Here is a 13977-nt window from a genome sequence, read left to right as displayed (position 1 = left end):
CGAGGTGTTCACGGCACGCCACTCCGCGGGCGGAAACATGCTCGTGAGGTGTTGACGGCTCGCCACTCCGCGGGCGGAAAAGTTGGTCGGGAGGCGCTCGCCATCCTGCGGGCGGAATCATGGCCGCGAGGCGCTGACGGCTTGCCACTCGGCGGGCGGAAACATGCTCGTGAGGTGTTGACGGCTCGCCACTCCGCGGGCGGAAAGTTGGTCGTGAGGTGTTGACGGCTCGCCGCTCGGCGGGCGGAAAGATGGTCGGGAGGTGCGAAGGCGTGCCATCCTGCCCGGAGCTGGAGATGGTCGGGAGTGCGAGGGCTCGCCATCCTGGCCAGCGGGCAAGTCGGGAAATATCGGGGTCAGGTAACGCGGGGCGTGTCGGATTCGGGCCAGCCGGTTGGGCTGGTCACCTTCTCCCGTTCGTGGCGCTCGGACTTGCCGCGGAAGGGAACGTGACCGCCGAACTTGTCGTCGGCCATGTCCTTCGCGGCGTTCGCGGCCCTGGACACCCGAGCCCCCAGCAACCCCGCCGCCTCCTGAACGCGCGGATTGTCGGCCACCCGCTGCGCCGCACCCTTGATCTGCTCGTAGCGCTCGCGACCCGCCCGGGTGCCAAGGACATAACCCACACCCAGCCCAGCGGCGAACATCAGCTTGTTCCGCATCTTCCACCTCCCGGCTCATGTCTAACCGGTCCCTACCCCCAGGAACAGCATCTATCCAACCTCAGCCGATGTCCCCAAATGGATGTGACAGACCACCCCCCGAGTGCGCTAATCTAGTTCCGCGCCGCAAGGAAGGCCGAAAGGCCGGATCGCAAGGCGGCGGCAATCCCGTGTAGCTCAATCGGCAGAGCAGCCGGCTGTTAACCGGCAGGTTATAGGTTCGAGTCCTATCGCGGGAGCTCGAAGTCGAAGGTCTGTGGTCGCAAGCGGAGCTTGCTCCCGCAGGCCTTCTCGCGTTTACACGGGGGGCGACCCCCCGAGCCCCCCGTGTGGGGGGCACAGCCCCCCACGCCCCCTGAGGTTGCTAGCGCGTTGCCGTTATTGAGTGAGCCGCTGCTGGTTTCGTTGGATCTCGCTGGCTGGGCTTCTAGCGAAGTTCGCTCGCATGGGGATCCTCTTGTTGTTACACGGGGGTGCCCTCCGAGCCCTCGATGTGAGGCGCAGCCCGTTACGCTCGACCGTTCACACTCCTGACAGCACCGGCCGCCAGTTCCGCATCCAGCCTGCGCTTGGGTCCTCGTCTCGCTATCAACACGCCCGTCGGTCACGCGCCGGCATCCCGAAGCACTGGCGAAATGGATCGACATCGTCGAACGCAACCGCGATGCCGTCGGCCGTCGGCGTCCGGACCGGCTCCCAGCGCGGATCCTCCGCGCCGAACCAGACGTTCCCTGCTCCGTGATCAGGTGCGTTGCGACGAGCACTTGAACCCAGGTGCCCCCGGGGGAGTTTTGCAGCGCCGTCGGCAGTGGTTGCTAGCGCGTTGTCCTTTTTGGGTAAATGGTCGCTGGTTTCGTTGGTTCTCGCTGGTCGTCCTGGTTGTGAGGTTTTTCGTTTGAAACCCTGTCTAGGGCAAAGGGGAACTGTCGGGCATTGCTAGGCGGAGGACCCAGAGGGATTTTTCGGGGAGTGCGGTTAGGCGGTAGTGGATGCCGTTGATGGTGGTGCGGTGGTAGCGGGGCCAGTTGGGGGTGGGGAGGACGGTTGCGGGTTGGTTGGGGAAGGGGAGGCTGGCGCAGGCGCGGAGGAAGTCGGTGGCTGTTGCTGGGGGGCTGCCGTAGGCCTGGCAGGAGATTGTTCGGACTTGGCCGGGGATGCGGCCGGCGAGGATGGCGGATAGGCGGCCGCCCGAGGGTTGGTTGACGCTGCCGTGACGGGTGGTTTGGTGGGGGCTGTGGCCTTCGTCGAACTGGTGTCCCCACTGCTGGGTTAGGTGGTGCTGGACGGTGGCGAGGTGGAGGCTGGTCGGGGCCAGGCGCTCGATTGAGATCGTTTCGCAGCTGGCGGTGAGGACCAGGGCAGGCCCGAGGATGGCGATCATGGGGTTCATCGGGCCTCCTGTGGCTACTTAGTGTGTCTGCCGGGATTCTCGCAGTAGCGGGATGGAAAGGCTCGCAACGTTCCGTTGTCATTCGTGCACAGATTTGGATGACAAATCGTCGGACAGTGGCAGAAAATGTGATCTGCCGCGCCTGGAGGCGTGGCTGCCGCGGATCGACATGCGCAGTGGTGGGGGAGGGCCACCGCTAGAGGGTCACAGCGCCGCCCGGAATCGGCGTGGGGGCCCGCGAGTGGAATGTGGCGGTTTTTCAACGTGGGCACGTGGTGGAAGAGGGTCGCGAAAGCCGTACAGAACGAGGATGAGGGGGTGGATAAGGCAGCGGCGGAGGAGTTCATCCGGCTTTATCATGCGGAGAATCCGTCTGCGGGGTCGGTACGGCCCAGGCTGCGGGATGTTCTCGCCGAGATCGATCGGACCGGGAGTTACACGCATACGCCGGGCGAGCTGGCGTTCGGGGCGCGGGTGGCGTGGCGGAACAGCAGCCGGTGCATCGGGCGGCTGTACTGGAAGTCGCTGCGGATCAGGGATCGGCGGCATGTGGACACCGCCGACGGGATCACCGATGAGTGCGTGGAGCATCTGCGCGTCGCGGGGAACAAGGGGAGGATTCGTCCGACGATCACCGTGTTCGCCCCTGACCGTCCGGGGCGTCGGGCGGCCAGGATCAGGAACGAACAGCTCATCAGGTATGCGGGTCATCGCCAGCCGGACGGCTCGATCGTGGGGGATCCGCTCTACGCCGAGTTCACTGATCAGGCGCGGGCGCTCGGCTGGGAGCCTCCCGGTGGGCGGTTCGACGTGCTTCCGCTGCTGATCGACGTCAAAGGGGTTACCGAGCTCCGTACCCTGCCCGCTGAGGTGATCATGGAGGTGCCGATCACGCATCCGCATTATCCGTGGTTCGGGCAGCTCGGCCTGCGCTGGCATGCTGTGCCCGCGATCTCCAACATGTGCCTGGAGATTGGGGGGCTCTGCTATCCTGCGGCGCCCTTCAACGGGTGGTACATGGGCACCGAGATCGGCGCGCGTAACCTCGCCGACACCGACCGATACGACCAGTTACCGCTGATCGCCCGCCATCTGGGCATGGACACCAGCAACGAGCGCACGCTCTGGCGTGACCACGCCCTGGTCGAACTCAACGTCGCCGTGCTGCACTCCTTCGCCGAAGCGGGGGTTACCATGACCGACCATCACACCGAAGCGCGACGTTTCATGACCCACCTGGAGAAAGAGGAACGCTCCGGCCGGGTCTGCCCAGCCGACTGGTCCTGGATCGTGCCGCCGCTCTCGGGCGCGCTCACCCCGGTCTTCCATCGCTACTACGACGATGTACGGCTGACGCCCGCCTTCGCCCACCACCCCGCTGTTGCCGCTCCGACAACAGATAGAACATAATTCGGTCCTGAGAGGGGATCCCATGACCGAGGAACTGGTGCTGACCGACCTGGCCGACGGCGTGCTCGTGCTCACGTTCAACCGGCCGGAACGGCTGAACGCGTGGACCGACGAGATGGGACGCCGCTACTTCGACCTGCTGGAGAAAGCTGAGCAGGACCCCGACGTCCGGGTCATCGTGGTCACCGGCGCGGGCAAGGGCTTCTGCGCGGGTATGGACTTCCAGACGCTCACCGCCATCCAGACCGGCGAGTACGCCGGAGAACCCGACAAACGCCCGAACACCCATCCGGTGTCGATCAACAAGCCGATCATCGCGGCCGTCAACGGCGCCTGCGCGGGGCTCGGCATGGTGCACGCGCTCGTCTGCGACCTCGTCTTCACGGCGGCCGACGCCAAGTGGACCACCGCGTTCGCCCGCCGCGGCCTCATCGCGGAGTACGGCATGGCGTGGGTGCTGCCCAAGCTCATCGGGCAGGCCCGGGCCCTGGACGTACTGATGTCGGGCCGGACGTTCACCGGCGTCGAGGCGGCGCACCTGGGGCTCGCGCTGCGTGCCATACCGGGCGAGCAGTTGCTGGCCGAGACCCTCGCCTACGCGCGGGACCTGGCCACGAACTGTTCGCCCGCGTCGATGGCGGTGATCAAGCGCCAGGTGTGGGGCGACTGGGACAAGGGCCTGGAGGACTCCCGCGACGCCGCCGAACGCCTGATGCTCGAATCGTTCAGCCGCCCCGACTTCACCGAGGGCGTCGCCAGCTTCCTGGAACGCCGCCCACCGGAGTTCCCCCCGCTCACTGCACCGTGATCAGTGCGGGTTCAGGTCGGGACGTGAGGGCTGAGTTTCGTAGCCGGTAGGTGGCCACGGCGACCGCGGGGCGGCAGCCCGGTGGGAAGCAAGGGTGGGCGGCATCGGCCACGGCGACCGTGGGGGCGGGGCGGCAGCCCCGGTAAGAAGGAAAGGGTGGGTGGGTGGGAGTTCCACCGCAACCAATCGGTCTGCGTCTCCGCCCGCCCACCCGCAAACTGACCCGCTTCGCGTCGGTCCTCTAGCTGAGGCGGTGGGCGCCTGCGGCTGGGGTTGCGGTGAGGATGGTTGGGGGGTGCCAGCCGCGGTCGGCGTATGCGGCTTTGACGGTGGTTTCGACGGATTCGGTGCGGTCGGCGGGGACTAGGGCGATGGCGGAGCCGCCGAAGCCGCCGCCGGTCATGCGGGCGCCACGGGCGCCGCCGCGGAGGGCGGATTCGACGGCGACGTCGAGTTCGGGGCAGGAGACCTCGAATTGGTCGCGGAGTGATAGGTGGGAGGCGTTCAGGAGGGCGCCGATCTCGGTGACCGCGTTGGCTCTGAGCAGGCCGATTAGGGCTTCTACCCGGTGGTTTTCGGTGACCACGTGCTGGGTGCGTTTGCGTTCGTCGCCCTTGAGAAGGGCGAGGGCGCCTGCCAGGTCGGTGACGTCGCGGAGGGCGGGTACGCCAAGGTGTTTCGCGGCGTTTTCGCATTCCTGGCGGCGGCGGGCGTACTGGCCGTCGGCGAGGGCGTGTCTGACGTTGGTGTTGATGATCAGCAGGCGCAGGCCGTGTGCGGGGAGGTCGAAGGGGATGTGGCGGCTAGCCAGGGAGCGGCAGTCGAGGAGGAGGGCGTGGCCCTCCTTGGCCAGGGCAGAGGTGGCCTGGTCCATGATGCCGCAGGGCATGCCGGCGAAGTCGTTCTCGGCGAGCTGGCTGATCCTGGCGAGCGCGAGGGGGGATTGGGCCAGGGCGTAAAGGTCGTTGAGGGCGAAGGCGGTGGCGACTTCGAGGGCGGCGCTGGAGGAGAGGCCGGCGCCTTCGGGGATGTCGCCGTCGATGGCGATGTCGGCGCCGCGGACCGGCAGGCCCTCGCGGCGGAGGGCCCAGAAGACGCCGGTGGGGTAGCGGGCCCAGCCGTGGGCGTCTTCGAGGGAGTCGATGGTCTGGGTGCCTGCTTGCAGGGAGATCAGGCGGATCGTGTCGTCCTGGCGGGGGCTGGCGGCGAGGGTGACGCCCCAGGGGACGGCGAAGGGGAGGACGAGGCCGTCGTTGTAGTCGGTGTGTTCGCCGATCAGGTTGACCCGGCCTGGGGCGTACCAGATGCCTTCTGGGGACTTGTCGTACGCTTCCGAAAAAGCATCAAGAACGCGCATAAGCGAACACTCCTCAACAACGGGCTCTCCGTAGGGTAGCGAGTCTTGGGGGATATGCCAGCCTTGGGGGGTGGGTGAGGTGGTGTCGCCGGTCGTTCCACTGGAGGACGATCGGGTGCATGGAGTACGGGTGCTGCTCAAGCGCGATGACTTGATATGGGGCGAAATTTCGGGAAATAAGTGGAGGAAGTTGAAGTACAACGTGGGGGCGTTGGAGCCGGTGCTGACGTTTGGCGGGGCGTACTCGAACCACATTCGGGCAGTGGCGGCCGCAGGGGAGAGGTATGGGTTCGCGACCGTTGGGGTGATCCGGGGGGAGGAGCGGTTGCCGTTGAATCCGGTGCTCGCGTACGCGGCGGGGCGCGGGATGCGGCTCAGGTACCTGGATCGTTCGACATATCGGCTTAAGCGCACTCCTGAGGTTCTTGATTGGTTGCGCGGCGAGTATCCGGGTTACCGGATCCTCCCCGAAGGCGGTTCCAACCCGGCGGCCGTCCGCGGATGCATGGAACTACCAGGCGAAATTTCGTCCGATACCCCTTTTGATGTGATCTGTTGCCCGGTCGGCACCGGCGGCACCCTCGCCGGAATCGCCGCCGGACTGTCCCCCGGCCAGCGAGCCATCGGCTTCTCCGCGTTACGCGGCGGCGCCTTCCTCACCGACGAGATCACCCGCCTCCAACACGAAACCCTCGGCCACGCGACAACCAACTGGCACCTAGAAACCGCCTACCATTTCGGCGGCTACGCCCGCACAACCCCAGAACTGTCCACGTTCATCGAAGACTTCGACAATCGTCACGACATCCGCCTCGACCGCGTCTACGTAGCCAAGATGATGTACGGAATCCTCGACCTGATCGCCTCCGGGAGCATCCCCGCGGGGACAACCGTGGTCGCGGTCATCACCGGCGGCGAAACATGAGCCAGATCAAAGCGCTGCTGCTCACCGGTGGCCTGGGAAGCGGCAAGACCGCCGTGGCCACCGAGATCGGCGAGATCATTCGCGAGGTCGCGACCGAGGTGCTGTCACTGGTCGGCTAGTCAATCCCGAGGGCTGTCAGGGGCAGGTTGGTAAGCTCGTCCGGTGCTCTTGGCTGACGGAATCCATGCGGTGATCACTGATCGGCACGGCGGGATCAGCGCCGAGCCGTACACGTCGCGGAACCTTGGCGGGGCGGTCGGGGATGATTTCGACGCGGTGCTGCGGAACCGTCATGACACGGCCGTCGAGCTGGGGGTCGATCCCGCCCGCGTGGTGATGATGCGCCAGGTGCACGGGCGTGACGTGCGCTTTGTCACCGAGCCCTTCGGCGATGACCCGCCACCACTGGATGCGATTTACACCACTGAGCCGGGTCTGGCGCTGAACGTCCTGGTAGCTGATTGCGCGCCGGTCCTGCTGGCCGATCCGGTGGCCCGGGTCGTCGGCGCGGCTCATTCCGGCCGGCCGGGTACGCAGCTGGGTGTGGTTCCCGCGCTCGTCGAGGCGATGGCGACGCGGGGGGCGGAGCCGTACCAGATGGTGGCTCTCATCGGCCCTGCCGCGTGCGGCCTCTGTTACGAAGTTCCGGCCGAGATGCGGGAGGACGTCGCCCGCGTGGTGCCGGAAGCGTGGGCGACCACGCGGCAGGGCACGCCGGCCGTGGACATTCGCGCCGCGATCGAGGCGCAACTCCACAAGGCCAACATCACCGACATCCGGCACGACGCCCGCTGCACGATTGAAACGCCAGATCTGTTCTCCTACCGCCGCGACTCCCGCACCGGCCGCTTCGGCGGCTTCATCTGGCTTGACGGTGGCTGATTGTGGTCGGGCGGGATCCGGTGGATCCCGCCCGACCTGGGGCGTCCTCAGGTGAATGTGGTGAGAACGGTGCCCGCGCCCACCGTGTGGCCGCCCTCGCGGATGGCGAAGCCCAGGCCCGGCTCGAGGGCGATCGGCTTGCCGAGGTCGACGGTCACCTCGATCGTCTCGCCGGGAAGGGCGAGTTCGGTGCCGGTCAGGGTGACCTCGCCGGGCACGTCCGCGGTCCGGACGTAGAACTGCGGGCGGTAGCCGTTGGCGATCGCCGTGCGGCGGCCGCCTTCGGCCGTGGTCAGCAGGTAGACGCGGGCGGTGAAGCGCCGGTGCCCACGCTGGCTGCCCGGAGCGGCCAGCACCTGGCCACGCCGTACCTGATCGCGACGCACGCCCCGGAGCAGGACCGCGGCGTTGTCGCCCGCCTCGCCCCGGTCCATGGTCTTGCCGAACGTCTCGATTCCGGTGACCACGGCGGTGACGCCGTCGCGGAGGCCGATCGCCTCGACCGTGTCGCCGAGCCGTACCGTGCCTCGCTCGATGGCGCCGGTGAGGACCGTGCCGCGCCCGGTGACGGTGAGCACGTTCTCGATCGGCATCAGGAACGGGACGTCCAGGTAGCGAACCGGCACCGGCACGTGCTCGTCCACGGCCTGGAGCAGCGCCTCGATGGAGGCCGTCCACTCCGGGTCGCCCGCCAGCGCGCGCAGGCCCGACACCCGCACGACGGGCACGTTCTGGTACCCGTGCTCGGCGAGCAGGTCCTGCAGCTCCAGTTCGACCAGATCGGCCAGCTCCGGGTCCGCGCCGTCGGCCTTGTTCAGCGCGATGACCACGTGGGCGACCCCGACCCGGCGCGCGAGCAGCACGTGCTCCCGGGTCTGCGGCATGATCCCGTCGACCGCGGAGACGACCAGGATCGCCCCGTCGAGCTGCGCCGCTCCCGTGATCATGTTCTTCACGTAGTCGGCGTGCCCGGGCATGTCCACGTGCGCGTAGTGCCGGGTCGCCGTCTCGTACTCGACGTGGGCGATGTTGATCGTGATCCCGCGAAGGGTCTCCTCCGGGGTGCGGTCGATCCGGTGGAACGGGACGAACTCGGCGCCGCCGCGCTCGCTGAGCACCTTGGTGATGGCGGCGGTCAGCGTCGTCTTGCCGTGATCGACGTGTCCCATCGTGCCGATGTTGAGGTGCGGCTTGGACCGCACGAAGGCCTGCTTGGCCATGTTGTTTCCTTCGATGCCCGATTCCGTGTGACCCGCGCGTGGCTTCGACCCCTCCCCGCCGGGTCACCAGGACGCACGGGAAAGGGTCAGCGCTCGGCGCCGTCGAATCGCATCGAGGCACGCGCCGGCGCGCCCGCACGAGCGGGCGTCACAACGGCGGCGTACCGGAACATGCGACAGATCATCCGGTACGCCCCTGCGCTTCCGCAACGGATTTTCGGGAACTTCCCCTGAGGGTGGGGACGTTTTCCCAGCAAGAAGACCTCGGAGGGGGACGTGCGATGGGCTGGCACTACCAGAAGTCGATCAAGATAGGACCGTTCCGGCTCAACCTTTCCCGGCATGGGGTCGGACACAGTTTCGGCAATCGCCGACTGCACGTCACGACCACGCCGGACGGGCGGCGGCACGTGACCGTGCGACTGCCCGGCGGCTTCCACCTGAGCAAGACCGTGGGCAAGAGCCGCCGGAGGCACTACCACTACTGAGCGCGTCTCGATATATGGGACATTCTCTCTTATAATGTAAGACGCCTGATAATCTCCGGTCATGAATGTCTACACCCATGGCCATCACGAGTCGGTGTTGCGGTCCCATCGCTGGCGTACGGCGGAGAACTCGGCCGCGCAGCTGTTGCCGTACCTGCGGCCGGGGCTGTCGCTCCTGGATGTGGGTTGCGGCCCCGGGACGATCACGGTCGACCTGGCCACGCGGGTCGGCCGGGTCACGGCCACCGAGGTGGGCGAGCGGGAACTCGGCCTCGCCCGCGCTGAGGCGGAGGCCCGGGGGCAGCACAACATCGACTTCGTCGTGGCCGACGTGCACGCGCTGGACTTTCCCGACGCGACATTCGATGTCGTGCACGCCCATCAAGTCCTGCAGCACGTCGCCGACCCCGTGCGGGCGTTGCGTGAAATGCGCAGAGTCTGCAGGCCCGGCGGTGTCGTCACCGCCCGAGACGGCGACTACGACGGCTTCACCTGGTTCCCCGCCGTCCCTGAACTGGACGAATGGCTCGCTCTCTATCAGAAGCTCGCGAGGGCGAACGGTGGCGAGCCCAACGCGGGCCGATTCCTGCTGTCCTGGGCGCGCGAAGCCGGGTTCGAGCAGGTCACCGCGACGTCCTCGACCTGGTGCTTCGCCAACCCGGAAGACCGCGCCTGGTGGGGCGGCATGTGGGCCGATCGGGTCACCACGTCGGCCATCGCCCGCCAAGCCGTCACGTCCGGCGCCGCCACGGAATCCGACCTGTCGCGAATCGCCCGGGGGTGGCGCACCTGGGCCGAATCCCCCGACGGCTGGCTCTCCGTCCTGCACGGCGAGATCGTGTGCATCGCCTGATCATTCTGGTGGGAGGGCGGGGCCGTCTTCCACTGTCTGTATGCCGTGACGCGACTGGGCGTGCCCGATCATCTGGATCGGGAGCCTCAAGAAGCCTTGTGGCGCGCATCCTCCAGGAGGCGTGGACCGAGGGCGTTGAGGCACTGCCCGATACGGCTTGCTTTTCCCGCGAGCCCCACGGGTTGCGCATGCGTTTGAGTCGGGGATGCTGGCCGGCGAAGGGGGCGAAGGATCGCCGGGCAGCATCCCTTGTCACTCCGGTACGGCGTCCGCCGACCTATGCCCCTGGTCGAAGGATGGTCGTGGCCACACCGGAATGACGTTCATCGGCCTCCCAGCCTCGCCTCTCCCGTGTACACGTTCATGGAGTTCCCCCGGACGAAACCGAGCAGGGTCAGCCCGGATTCGGCCGCGAGCTCCACCGCGAGCGAGGAGGGGGCGGAGACGGCGGCGAGCACCGGAATGCCCGCCATCACCGCCTTCTGGACCAGCTCGAAGGAGGCGCGCCCGGAGACCATCAGCGCCATCGAGCTCAATGGCAGCATGCCCTCGCGGAGCGCCCAGCCGACGAGCTTGTCGACCGCGTTGTGCCGCCCGACGTCCTCACGGACGCAGAGCGGATTGCCCCCGGGTGTGAACAGCCCGGCCGCGTGCAGACCACCGGTCCGATCGAACACCCGCTGCGCGGCCCGCAACCGATCCGGCAACTCGGAGATCACCGAAGGGTCCATCTTGACCGGATCGCTGGCCACCTCCCAGCGCGCGACCGTACGCACCGCGTCAAGCGACGCCTTCCCGCAGACCCCACACGACGAGGTCGTGTAGAAGTTGCGCTCCAGCGACGTGGCAATCGGCGTCACCCACGGCGAAAGCCGCACATCCAAGACGTTGTACGTATTGCGCCCATCCTCGGTCGCACCCGCGCAGTACCGAATGGATTCGATGTCCCCCGCCGCACCCACGGCTCCCTCGCTGACCAGGAACCCGGCCGCCAGGTCGAAGTCGTCGCCGGGCGTGCGCATCGTGACGGTCAGCGGGGCGCCGTTGAGCCTGATCTCCAGGGGCTCCTCGGCCGCCAGCACGTCCATCCGGCGACTGTCGCCCGTCTCCCGGAGGCGGAGGATGCGGCGCTGAACGGTCACCCTACCCATCGGTGGACGCCCCCACGTTCTGCACGTGCTGGAACCCGAAGCGTCCCTTGATGCAGAGATTCCCGTGGGTGACCGGATTGTCGTGCGGTGAGGTCACCTTGACGATCTGGTTCTCCTGGACGTGCAGGGTCAGGTTGCAGCCCACACCGCAGTAGCTGCAGATCGTGGTGGTCTGCGTCTGCTCGTCCTCGTTCCAGGTGCCGGCCTCACGCATGTCGAACTCGGTCTTGAACGACAACGCCCCGGTCGGGCACACCTCCACGCAGTTCCCGCAGTACACGCAGGCCGAGTCGGTGAGCGGCGCGTCGAACTCGGTGGAGATCGTCGCGTCGAATCCCCGCCCGGAGACGGCGATGGCGAAGGAGTTCTGCCACTGATCGCCGCAGGCGTCCACACACTTGTAGCAGAGAATGCATTTCGCGTAATCACGGACATACAGCTCGTTGTCCACCTTGGCCGGCTGCGCGACGGTCGCCGCGTCGGGACCGAACCGCGCCGGATCGGCGCCGTACTCGTCGATCCACTCGGCCGCGCGCGGTGTGGTGGACAGGTCGACCGACGAGGCCAGCAGTTCGAGGACGACCTTCCTGCTGTGCTTGGCCCGCTCGGTCGCGGTGCCCACCACCATGCCGGCCTCGGCCTTGCGGGAACAGGCGGGCGCGAGCGTGCGGGCGCCCTCCACCTCGACCACGCAGACCCGGCACGCGTTCTTGGGCGTCAGCGTGTCGCCATAGCAGAGGGTCGGAATGTCCTTCCCGGCCGCGGCGCACGCGTCCAGGATCGTGTCGCCCTCCGGGACGCGCACGGCTTCGCCGTCGACGGTGATCTCGATGAGCCGCCGCGGCGGGCGGAGCGGAACGGTCATGATGCCTCCTCGGCGAAGACGCCCAGCCGGTCGATGGCCGATTCGACGGCGTTCCACGCGGTCTGGCCGAGCCCGCAGATCGACGCGTCCCGCATGGCCTGCCCGACCTCGCGCAACACCACGAGATCCCCGGCCGACCTGCGCCGGGAGAGGCGGTGCAGCGCTTCCTCCTGCCGCACGGTCCCGACCCGGCACGGCACGCACTGCCCGCACGACTCGTCGCGGAAGAACTCGGCGATCCGCAGCAGGAACGGCGGCAGCTCCACCGTGTCGTCCAGGACCAGGATGACGCCCGAGCCGAGCGTGGCCCCGGCCGCGCGCGTGCCCTCGAAAGTGAGCGGAATGTCCAGCTCGTCGGCCCGGACGAAGGCCCCGGCCGCGCCGCCGAGCAGCACCGCGCGGAGCGTGCCCGTCGCCCCGCCGGCGAGGGTGAGCAGATCCCCGAGCGTGGCCCCGAACGGCAGCTCGTAGATGCCGGGGCGGCGCACCGTCCCTGACACGCAGAACAGTTTCGTTCCGGTCGACCCGCCCGTGCCCACCGCCGCGTACGCGGCGGCCCCGCCTTCCAGGATCGGCAGCACGTTGACCAGAGTCTCGACGTTGTTGACGACCGTCGGCTTGCCGAACAGCCCCTTCTCCACTGGGAAGGGCGGTTTGCTCCGCGGCTCACCTCGATACCCTTCGATCGAATTGAAGATCGCGGTCTCCTCGCCGCAGATGTACGCCCCCGCCCCCCGCCGGATCTCGATGTCGAAGGCGAACCCTTGCCCGAGGATGTCCTCCCCGAGCAGCCCGCGCGCCCGCGCGGTGGCGATCGCGTGCTCCAGCCGTCGTATCGCCCGCGGATACTCCCCCCGGATGTAGAGGTATCCACGAGCGCACCCGGTCGCGTATCCGGCGACCGTCATGGCCTCGACGAGGGCGTAGGGATCGCCTTCCATGAGCACCCGATCCTTGAACGTCCCGGGTTCGCTCTCGTCGGCGTTGCAGACCAGATAGTGCGGGCGGTCGAACTGGCGCGCGGTCGCCTCCCACTTCCGCCCGGTCGGAAACGCGGCCCCACCCCGCCCGACCAGCCCGGCCTCCAGGACCTCGCGGATGACCCCGCCCGGTCCCAGCTCGAACGCCCGCCGCAGCGCCGCGTAACCTCCGGCGGCACGGTATTCGTCCAGGCTCGCCGGATCGACCACGCCGACCCGCCGCAACAGCACCAGCCCCGGCTCCCCCGCCTGCGGCACCGCCGCCCGAACCGGAACCTCCCCGAACACCCCGCCCACCTCCGGCGGGACCGGAGCCGCCAGGTGAACCCCGGCAACCTCCTGCCGGACCTCGGCAACTGCCGATCGTGCCGTGGTGCCTTCAGGGGAGACCTCGATGCTCGCCGGGCGGACCCCTGCCTCCTCCTGGCCCGCTGAGGGAGAGAGCCGGTCAAAAGAGGAAATGTCGGAAAAGTCGGCAGGGCCGTACACCGTGGCGGTGGGGTTTTCGCCCGCCTGCAGGGCGAGTGCGGCGGGGGCGCGCTCGCACAGGCCCAGGCATGGGCTCGGCTGCCAGGAGGTTCCCGCCGGACCGAGGTGGGATTCCACGTCCCGGCGGACCGCGTCCGCGCCGCGGGCCTGGCAGGCCAGGTCGGTGCAGACATGCAGAACCCTCGGCGGCCGGGGCTCCACCGACAACAGCGAGTAGAAGGTGGCCACCGAATACGCCTCGGCGGGCGGGACGGTCAGCCGGCGGCAGATGTAGTCGAGCGCGCCCTCGCTGATCCAGCCGACCCGGTCGTTGACCGCGTGCAGAGCCGGCAACAGCTGGTCGCGGCGGTCTTCGGCGGGGTGCGCCGCGAACCGGAGATCGTCCTCGGTCCGGGCCCCGCCCTCCCAGGCCGACTCCGGCCCGCCGAGCAGCGCGTCGATCGCGGCGCGCTCCTCGGCGGTCGGTTCTGCGTCACGGAAACGCAGGTCCATGCGCC

General features: G+C 68.1%; 14 protein-coding genes and 1 tRNA gene. 8 read left to right on the top strand and 7 right to left on the bottom strand.

The genetic code is table 11. From position 1 onward, the window contains the following. Window positions 1-356 precede the first annotated feature (356 nt). Window positions 357-662, bottom strand: coding sequence for a YtxH domain-containing protein (locus Amac_RS02300; RefSeq protein ID WP_155352591.1), 306 nt, complete (start codon window positions 660-662; stop codon window positions 357-359). 166 nt (window positions 663-828) lie between these two features. On the opposite strand from Amac_RS02300, the gene Amac_RS02295 reads away from it, so the two are divergent. After that, window positions 829-901 (top strand) — tRNA-Asn (locus Amac_RS02295). Between the two features lie 668 nt (window positions 902-1569). On the opposite strand, the gene Amac_RS02290 is transcribed toward Amac_RS02295, so the two are convergent. After that, a complete protein-coding gene (locus Amac_RS02290; protein ID WP_155352590.1) occupies window positions 1570-2052 on the bottom strand; it encodes a hypothetical protein in 483 nt (160 codons plus the stop codon). Window positions 2053-2370: 318 nt separating this feature from the next. On the opposite strand from Amac_RS02290, the gene Amac_RS02285 reads away from it, so the two are divergent. Then, window positions 2371-3462, top strand: coding sequence for a nitric oxide synthase oxygenase (locus tag Amac_RS02285; RefSeq protein WP_246268027.1), 1092 nt, complete (start codon window positions 2371-2373; stop codon window positions 3460-3462). A 22-nt stretch (window positions 3463-3484) separates the two neighbouring features. Then, complete coding sequence (locus Amac_RS02280; RefSeq protein WP_155352588.1) at window positions 3485-4270, top strand: enoyl-CoA hydratase; 786 nt, start codon at window positions 3485-3487, stop codon at window positions 4268-4270. Window positions 4271-4511: 241 nt separating this feature from the next. On the opposite strand, the gene galK is transcribed toward Amac_RS02280, so the two are convergent. Next, window positions 4512-5627 (bottom strand): galactokinase, encoded by a 1116-nt coding sequence (gene galK / locus Amac_RS02275; protein ID WP_155352587.1) that lies wholly within the window; start codon window positions 5625-5627, stop codon window positions 4512-4514. 70 nt (window positions 5628-5697) lie between these two features. Here galK and Amac_RS02270 point away from each other — a divergent pair, with 70 nt between their 5' ends. The 3 genes from Amac_RS02270 to pgeF are packed head-to-tail and all read left to right on the top strand — an operon-like array spanning window position 5698 to window position 7434. Then, window positions 5698-6552: a 1-aminocyclopropane-1-carboxylate deaminase/D-cysteine desulfhydrase gene (locus Amac_RS02270; protein WP_155352586.1), complete on the top strand. Its 855-nt coding sequence runs from the start codon at window positions 5698-5700 to the stop codon at window positions 6550-6552. Next, window positions 6549-6671 (top strand): hypothetical protein, encoded by a 123-nt coding sequence (locus Amac_RS57140; RefSeq protein ID WP_281356240.1) that lies wholly within the window; start codon window positions 6549-6551, stop codon window positions 6669-6671. Before Amac_RS02270 ends, Amac_RS57140 begins: the two co-directional genes overlap by 4 nt. Before the next feature lie 43 nt (window positions 6672-6714). Continuing rightward, window positions 6715-7434 (top strand): peptidoglycan editing factor PgeF, encoded by a 720-nt coding sequence (gene pgeF, locus Amac_RS02265; RefSeq protein ID WP_155352585.1) that lies wholly within the window; start codon window positions 6715-6717, stop codon window positions 7432-7434. A gap of 47 nt (window positions 7435-7481) precedes the next feature. Here the strand turns inward: pgeF and tuf are convergent, their stop codons facing one another. Next, window positions 7482-8654 (bottom strand): elongation factor Tu, encoded by a 1173-nt coding sequence (gene tuf, locus Amac_RS02260; protein ID WP_155352584.1) that lies wholly within the window; start codon window positions 8652-8654, stop codon window positions 7482-7484. 281 nt (window positions 8655-8935) lie between these two features. Between tuf and Amac_RS02255 the strand changes: the two genes are divergently transcribed. Together Amac_RS02255 and Amac_RS02250 are read left to right on the top strand one after the other, a co-directional pair. Further along, entirely contained in the window at window positions 8936-9142 is a 207-nt protein-coding gene (locus tag Amac_RS02255; RefSeq protein ID WP_155352583.1) for a DUF4236 domain-containing protein, read from the top strand. A gap of 61 nt (window positions 9143-9203) precedes the next feature. Further along, entirely contained in the window at window positions 9204-9995 is a 792-nt protein-coding gene (locus Amac_RS02250) for a class I SAM-dependent methyltransferase (RefSeq protein ID WP_155352582.1), read from the top strand. A 323-nt stretch (window positions 9996-10318) separates the two neighbouring features. On the opposite strand, the gene fdhD is transcribed toward Amac_RS02250, so the two are convergent. From fdhD to Amac_RS02235, 3 genes are read right to left on the bottom strand one after another with little or no spacing between them, the layout of a single operon-like run. Beyond that, window positions 10319-11146 (bottom strand): formate dehydrogenase accessory sulfurtransferase FdhD, encoded by an 828-nt coding sequence (fdhD, locus tag Amac_RS02245; protein WP_155352581.1) that lies wholly within the window; start codon window positions 11144-11146, stop codon window positions 10319-10321. Continuing rightward, complete coding sequence (locus tag Amac_RS02240) at window positions 11139-12011, bottom strand: 2Fe-2S iron-sulfur cluster-binding protein (RefSeq protein WP_218040837.1); 873 nt, start codon at window positions 12009-12011, stop codon at window positions 11139-11141. Before Amac_RS02240 ends, fdhD begins: the two co-directional genes overlap by 8 nt. After that, on the bottom strand, window positions 12008-13972 hold the full coding sequence (locus Amac_RS02235; protein ID WP_155352580.1) for an NAD(P)H-dependent oxidoreductase subunit E: 1965 nt from the start codon (window positions 13970-13972) through the stop codon (window positions 12008-12010). Before Amac_RS02235 ends, Amac_RS02240 begins: the two co-directional genes overlap by 4 nt. Window positions 13973-13977: the final 5 nt, after the last annotated feature.

It is taken from the genome of Acrocarpospora macrocephala (assembly GCF_009687865.1).
Lineage (GTDB): Bacteria > Actinomycetota > Actinomycetes > Streptosporangiales > Streptosporangiaceae > Acrocarpospora > Acrocarpospora macrocephala.
This window is presented reverse-complemented; position numbering and strand designations above follow the sequence as displayed.

Excerpts from the sequence above, each read along its gene's own strand:
- Amac_RS02300 (WP_155352591.1), bottom strand. The coding sequence starts at position 662 with ATGCGGAACAAGCTGATGTTCGCCGCTGGGCTGGGTGTGGGTTATGTC.
- Amac_RS02290 (WP_155352590.1), bottom strand. The coding sequence starts at position 2,052 with ATGAACCCCATGATCGCCATCCTCGGGCCTGCCCTGGTCCTCACCGCC.
- Amac_RS02280 (WP_155352588.1), top strand. The coding sequence starts at position 3,485 with ATGACCGAGGAACTGGTGCTGACCGACCTGGCCGACGGCGTGCTCGTG.
- galK (WP_155352587.1), bottom strand. The coding sequence starts at position 5,627 with ATGCGCGTTCTTGATGCTTTTTCGGAAGCGTACGACAAGTCCCCAGAA.
- Amac_RS57140 (WP_281356240.1), top strand. The coding sequence starts at position 6,549 with ATGAGCCAGATCAAAGCGCTGCTGCTCACCGGTGGCCTGGGAAGCGGC.
- tuf (WP_155352584.1), bottom strand. The coding sequence starts at position 8,654 with ATGGCCAAGCAGGCCTTCGTGCGGTCCAAGCCGCACCTCAACATCGGC.
- Amac_RS02255 (WP_155352583.1), top strand. The coding sequence starts at position 8,936 with ATGGGCTGGCACTACCAGAAGTCGATCAAGATAGGACCGTTCCGGCTC.
- Amac_RS02250 (WP_155352582.1), top strand. The coding sequence starts at position 9,204 with ATGAATGTCTACACCCATGGCCATCACGAGTCGGTGTTGCGGTCCCAT.
- fdhD (WP_155352581.1), bottom strand. The coding sequence starts at position 11,146 with ATGGGTAGGGTGACCGTTCAGCGCCGCATCCTCCGCCTCCGGGAGACG.
- Amac_RS02240 (WP_218040837.1), bottom strand. The coding sequence starts at position 12,011 with ATGACCGTTCCGCTCCGCCCGCCGCGGCGGCTCATCGAGATCACCGTC.
- Amac_RS02235 (WP_155352580.1), bottom strand. The coding sequence starts at position 13,972 with ATGGACCTGCGTTTCCGTGACGCAGAACCGACCGCCGAGGAGCGCGCC.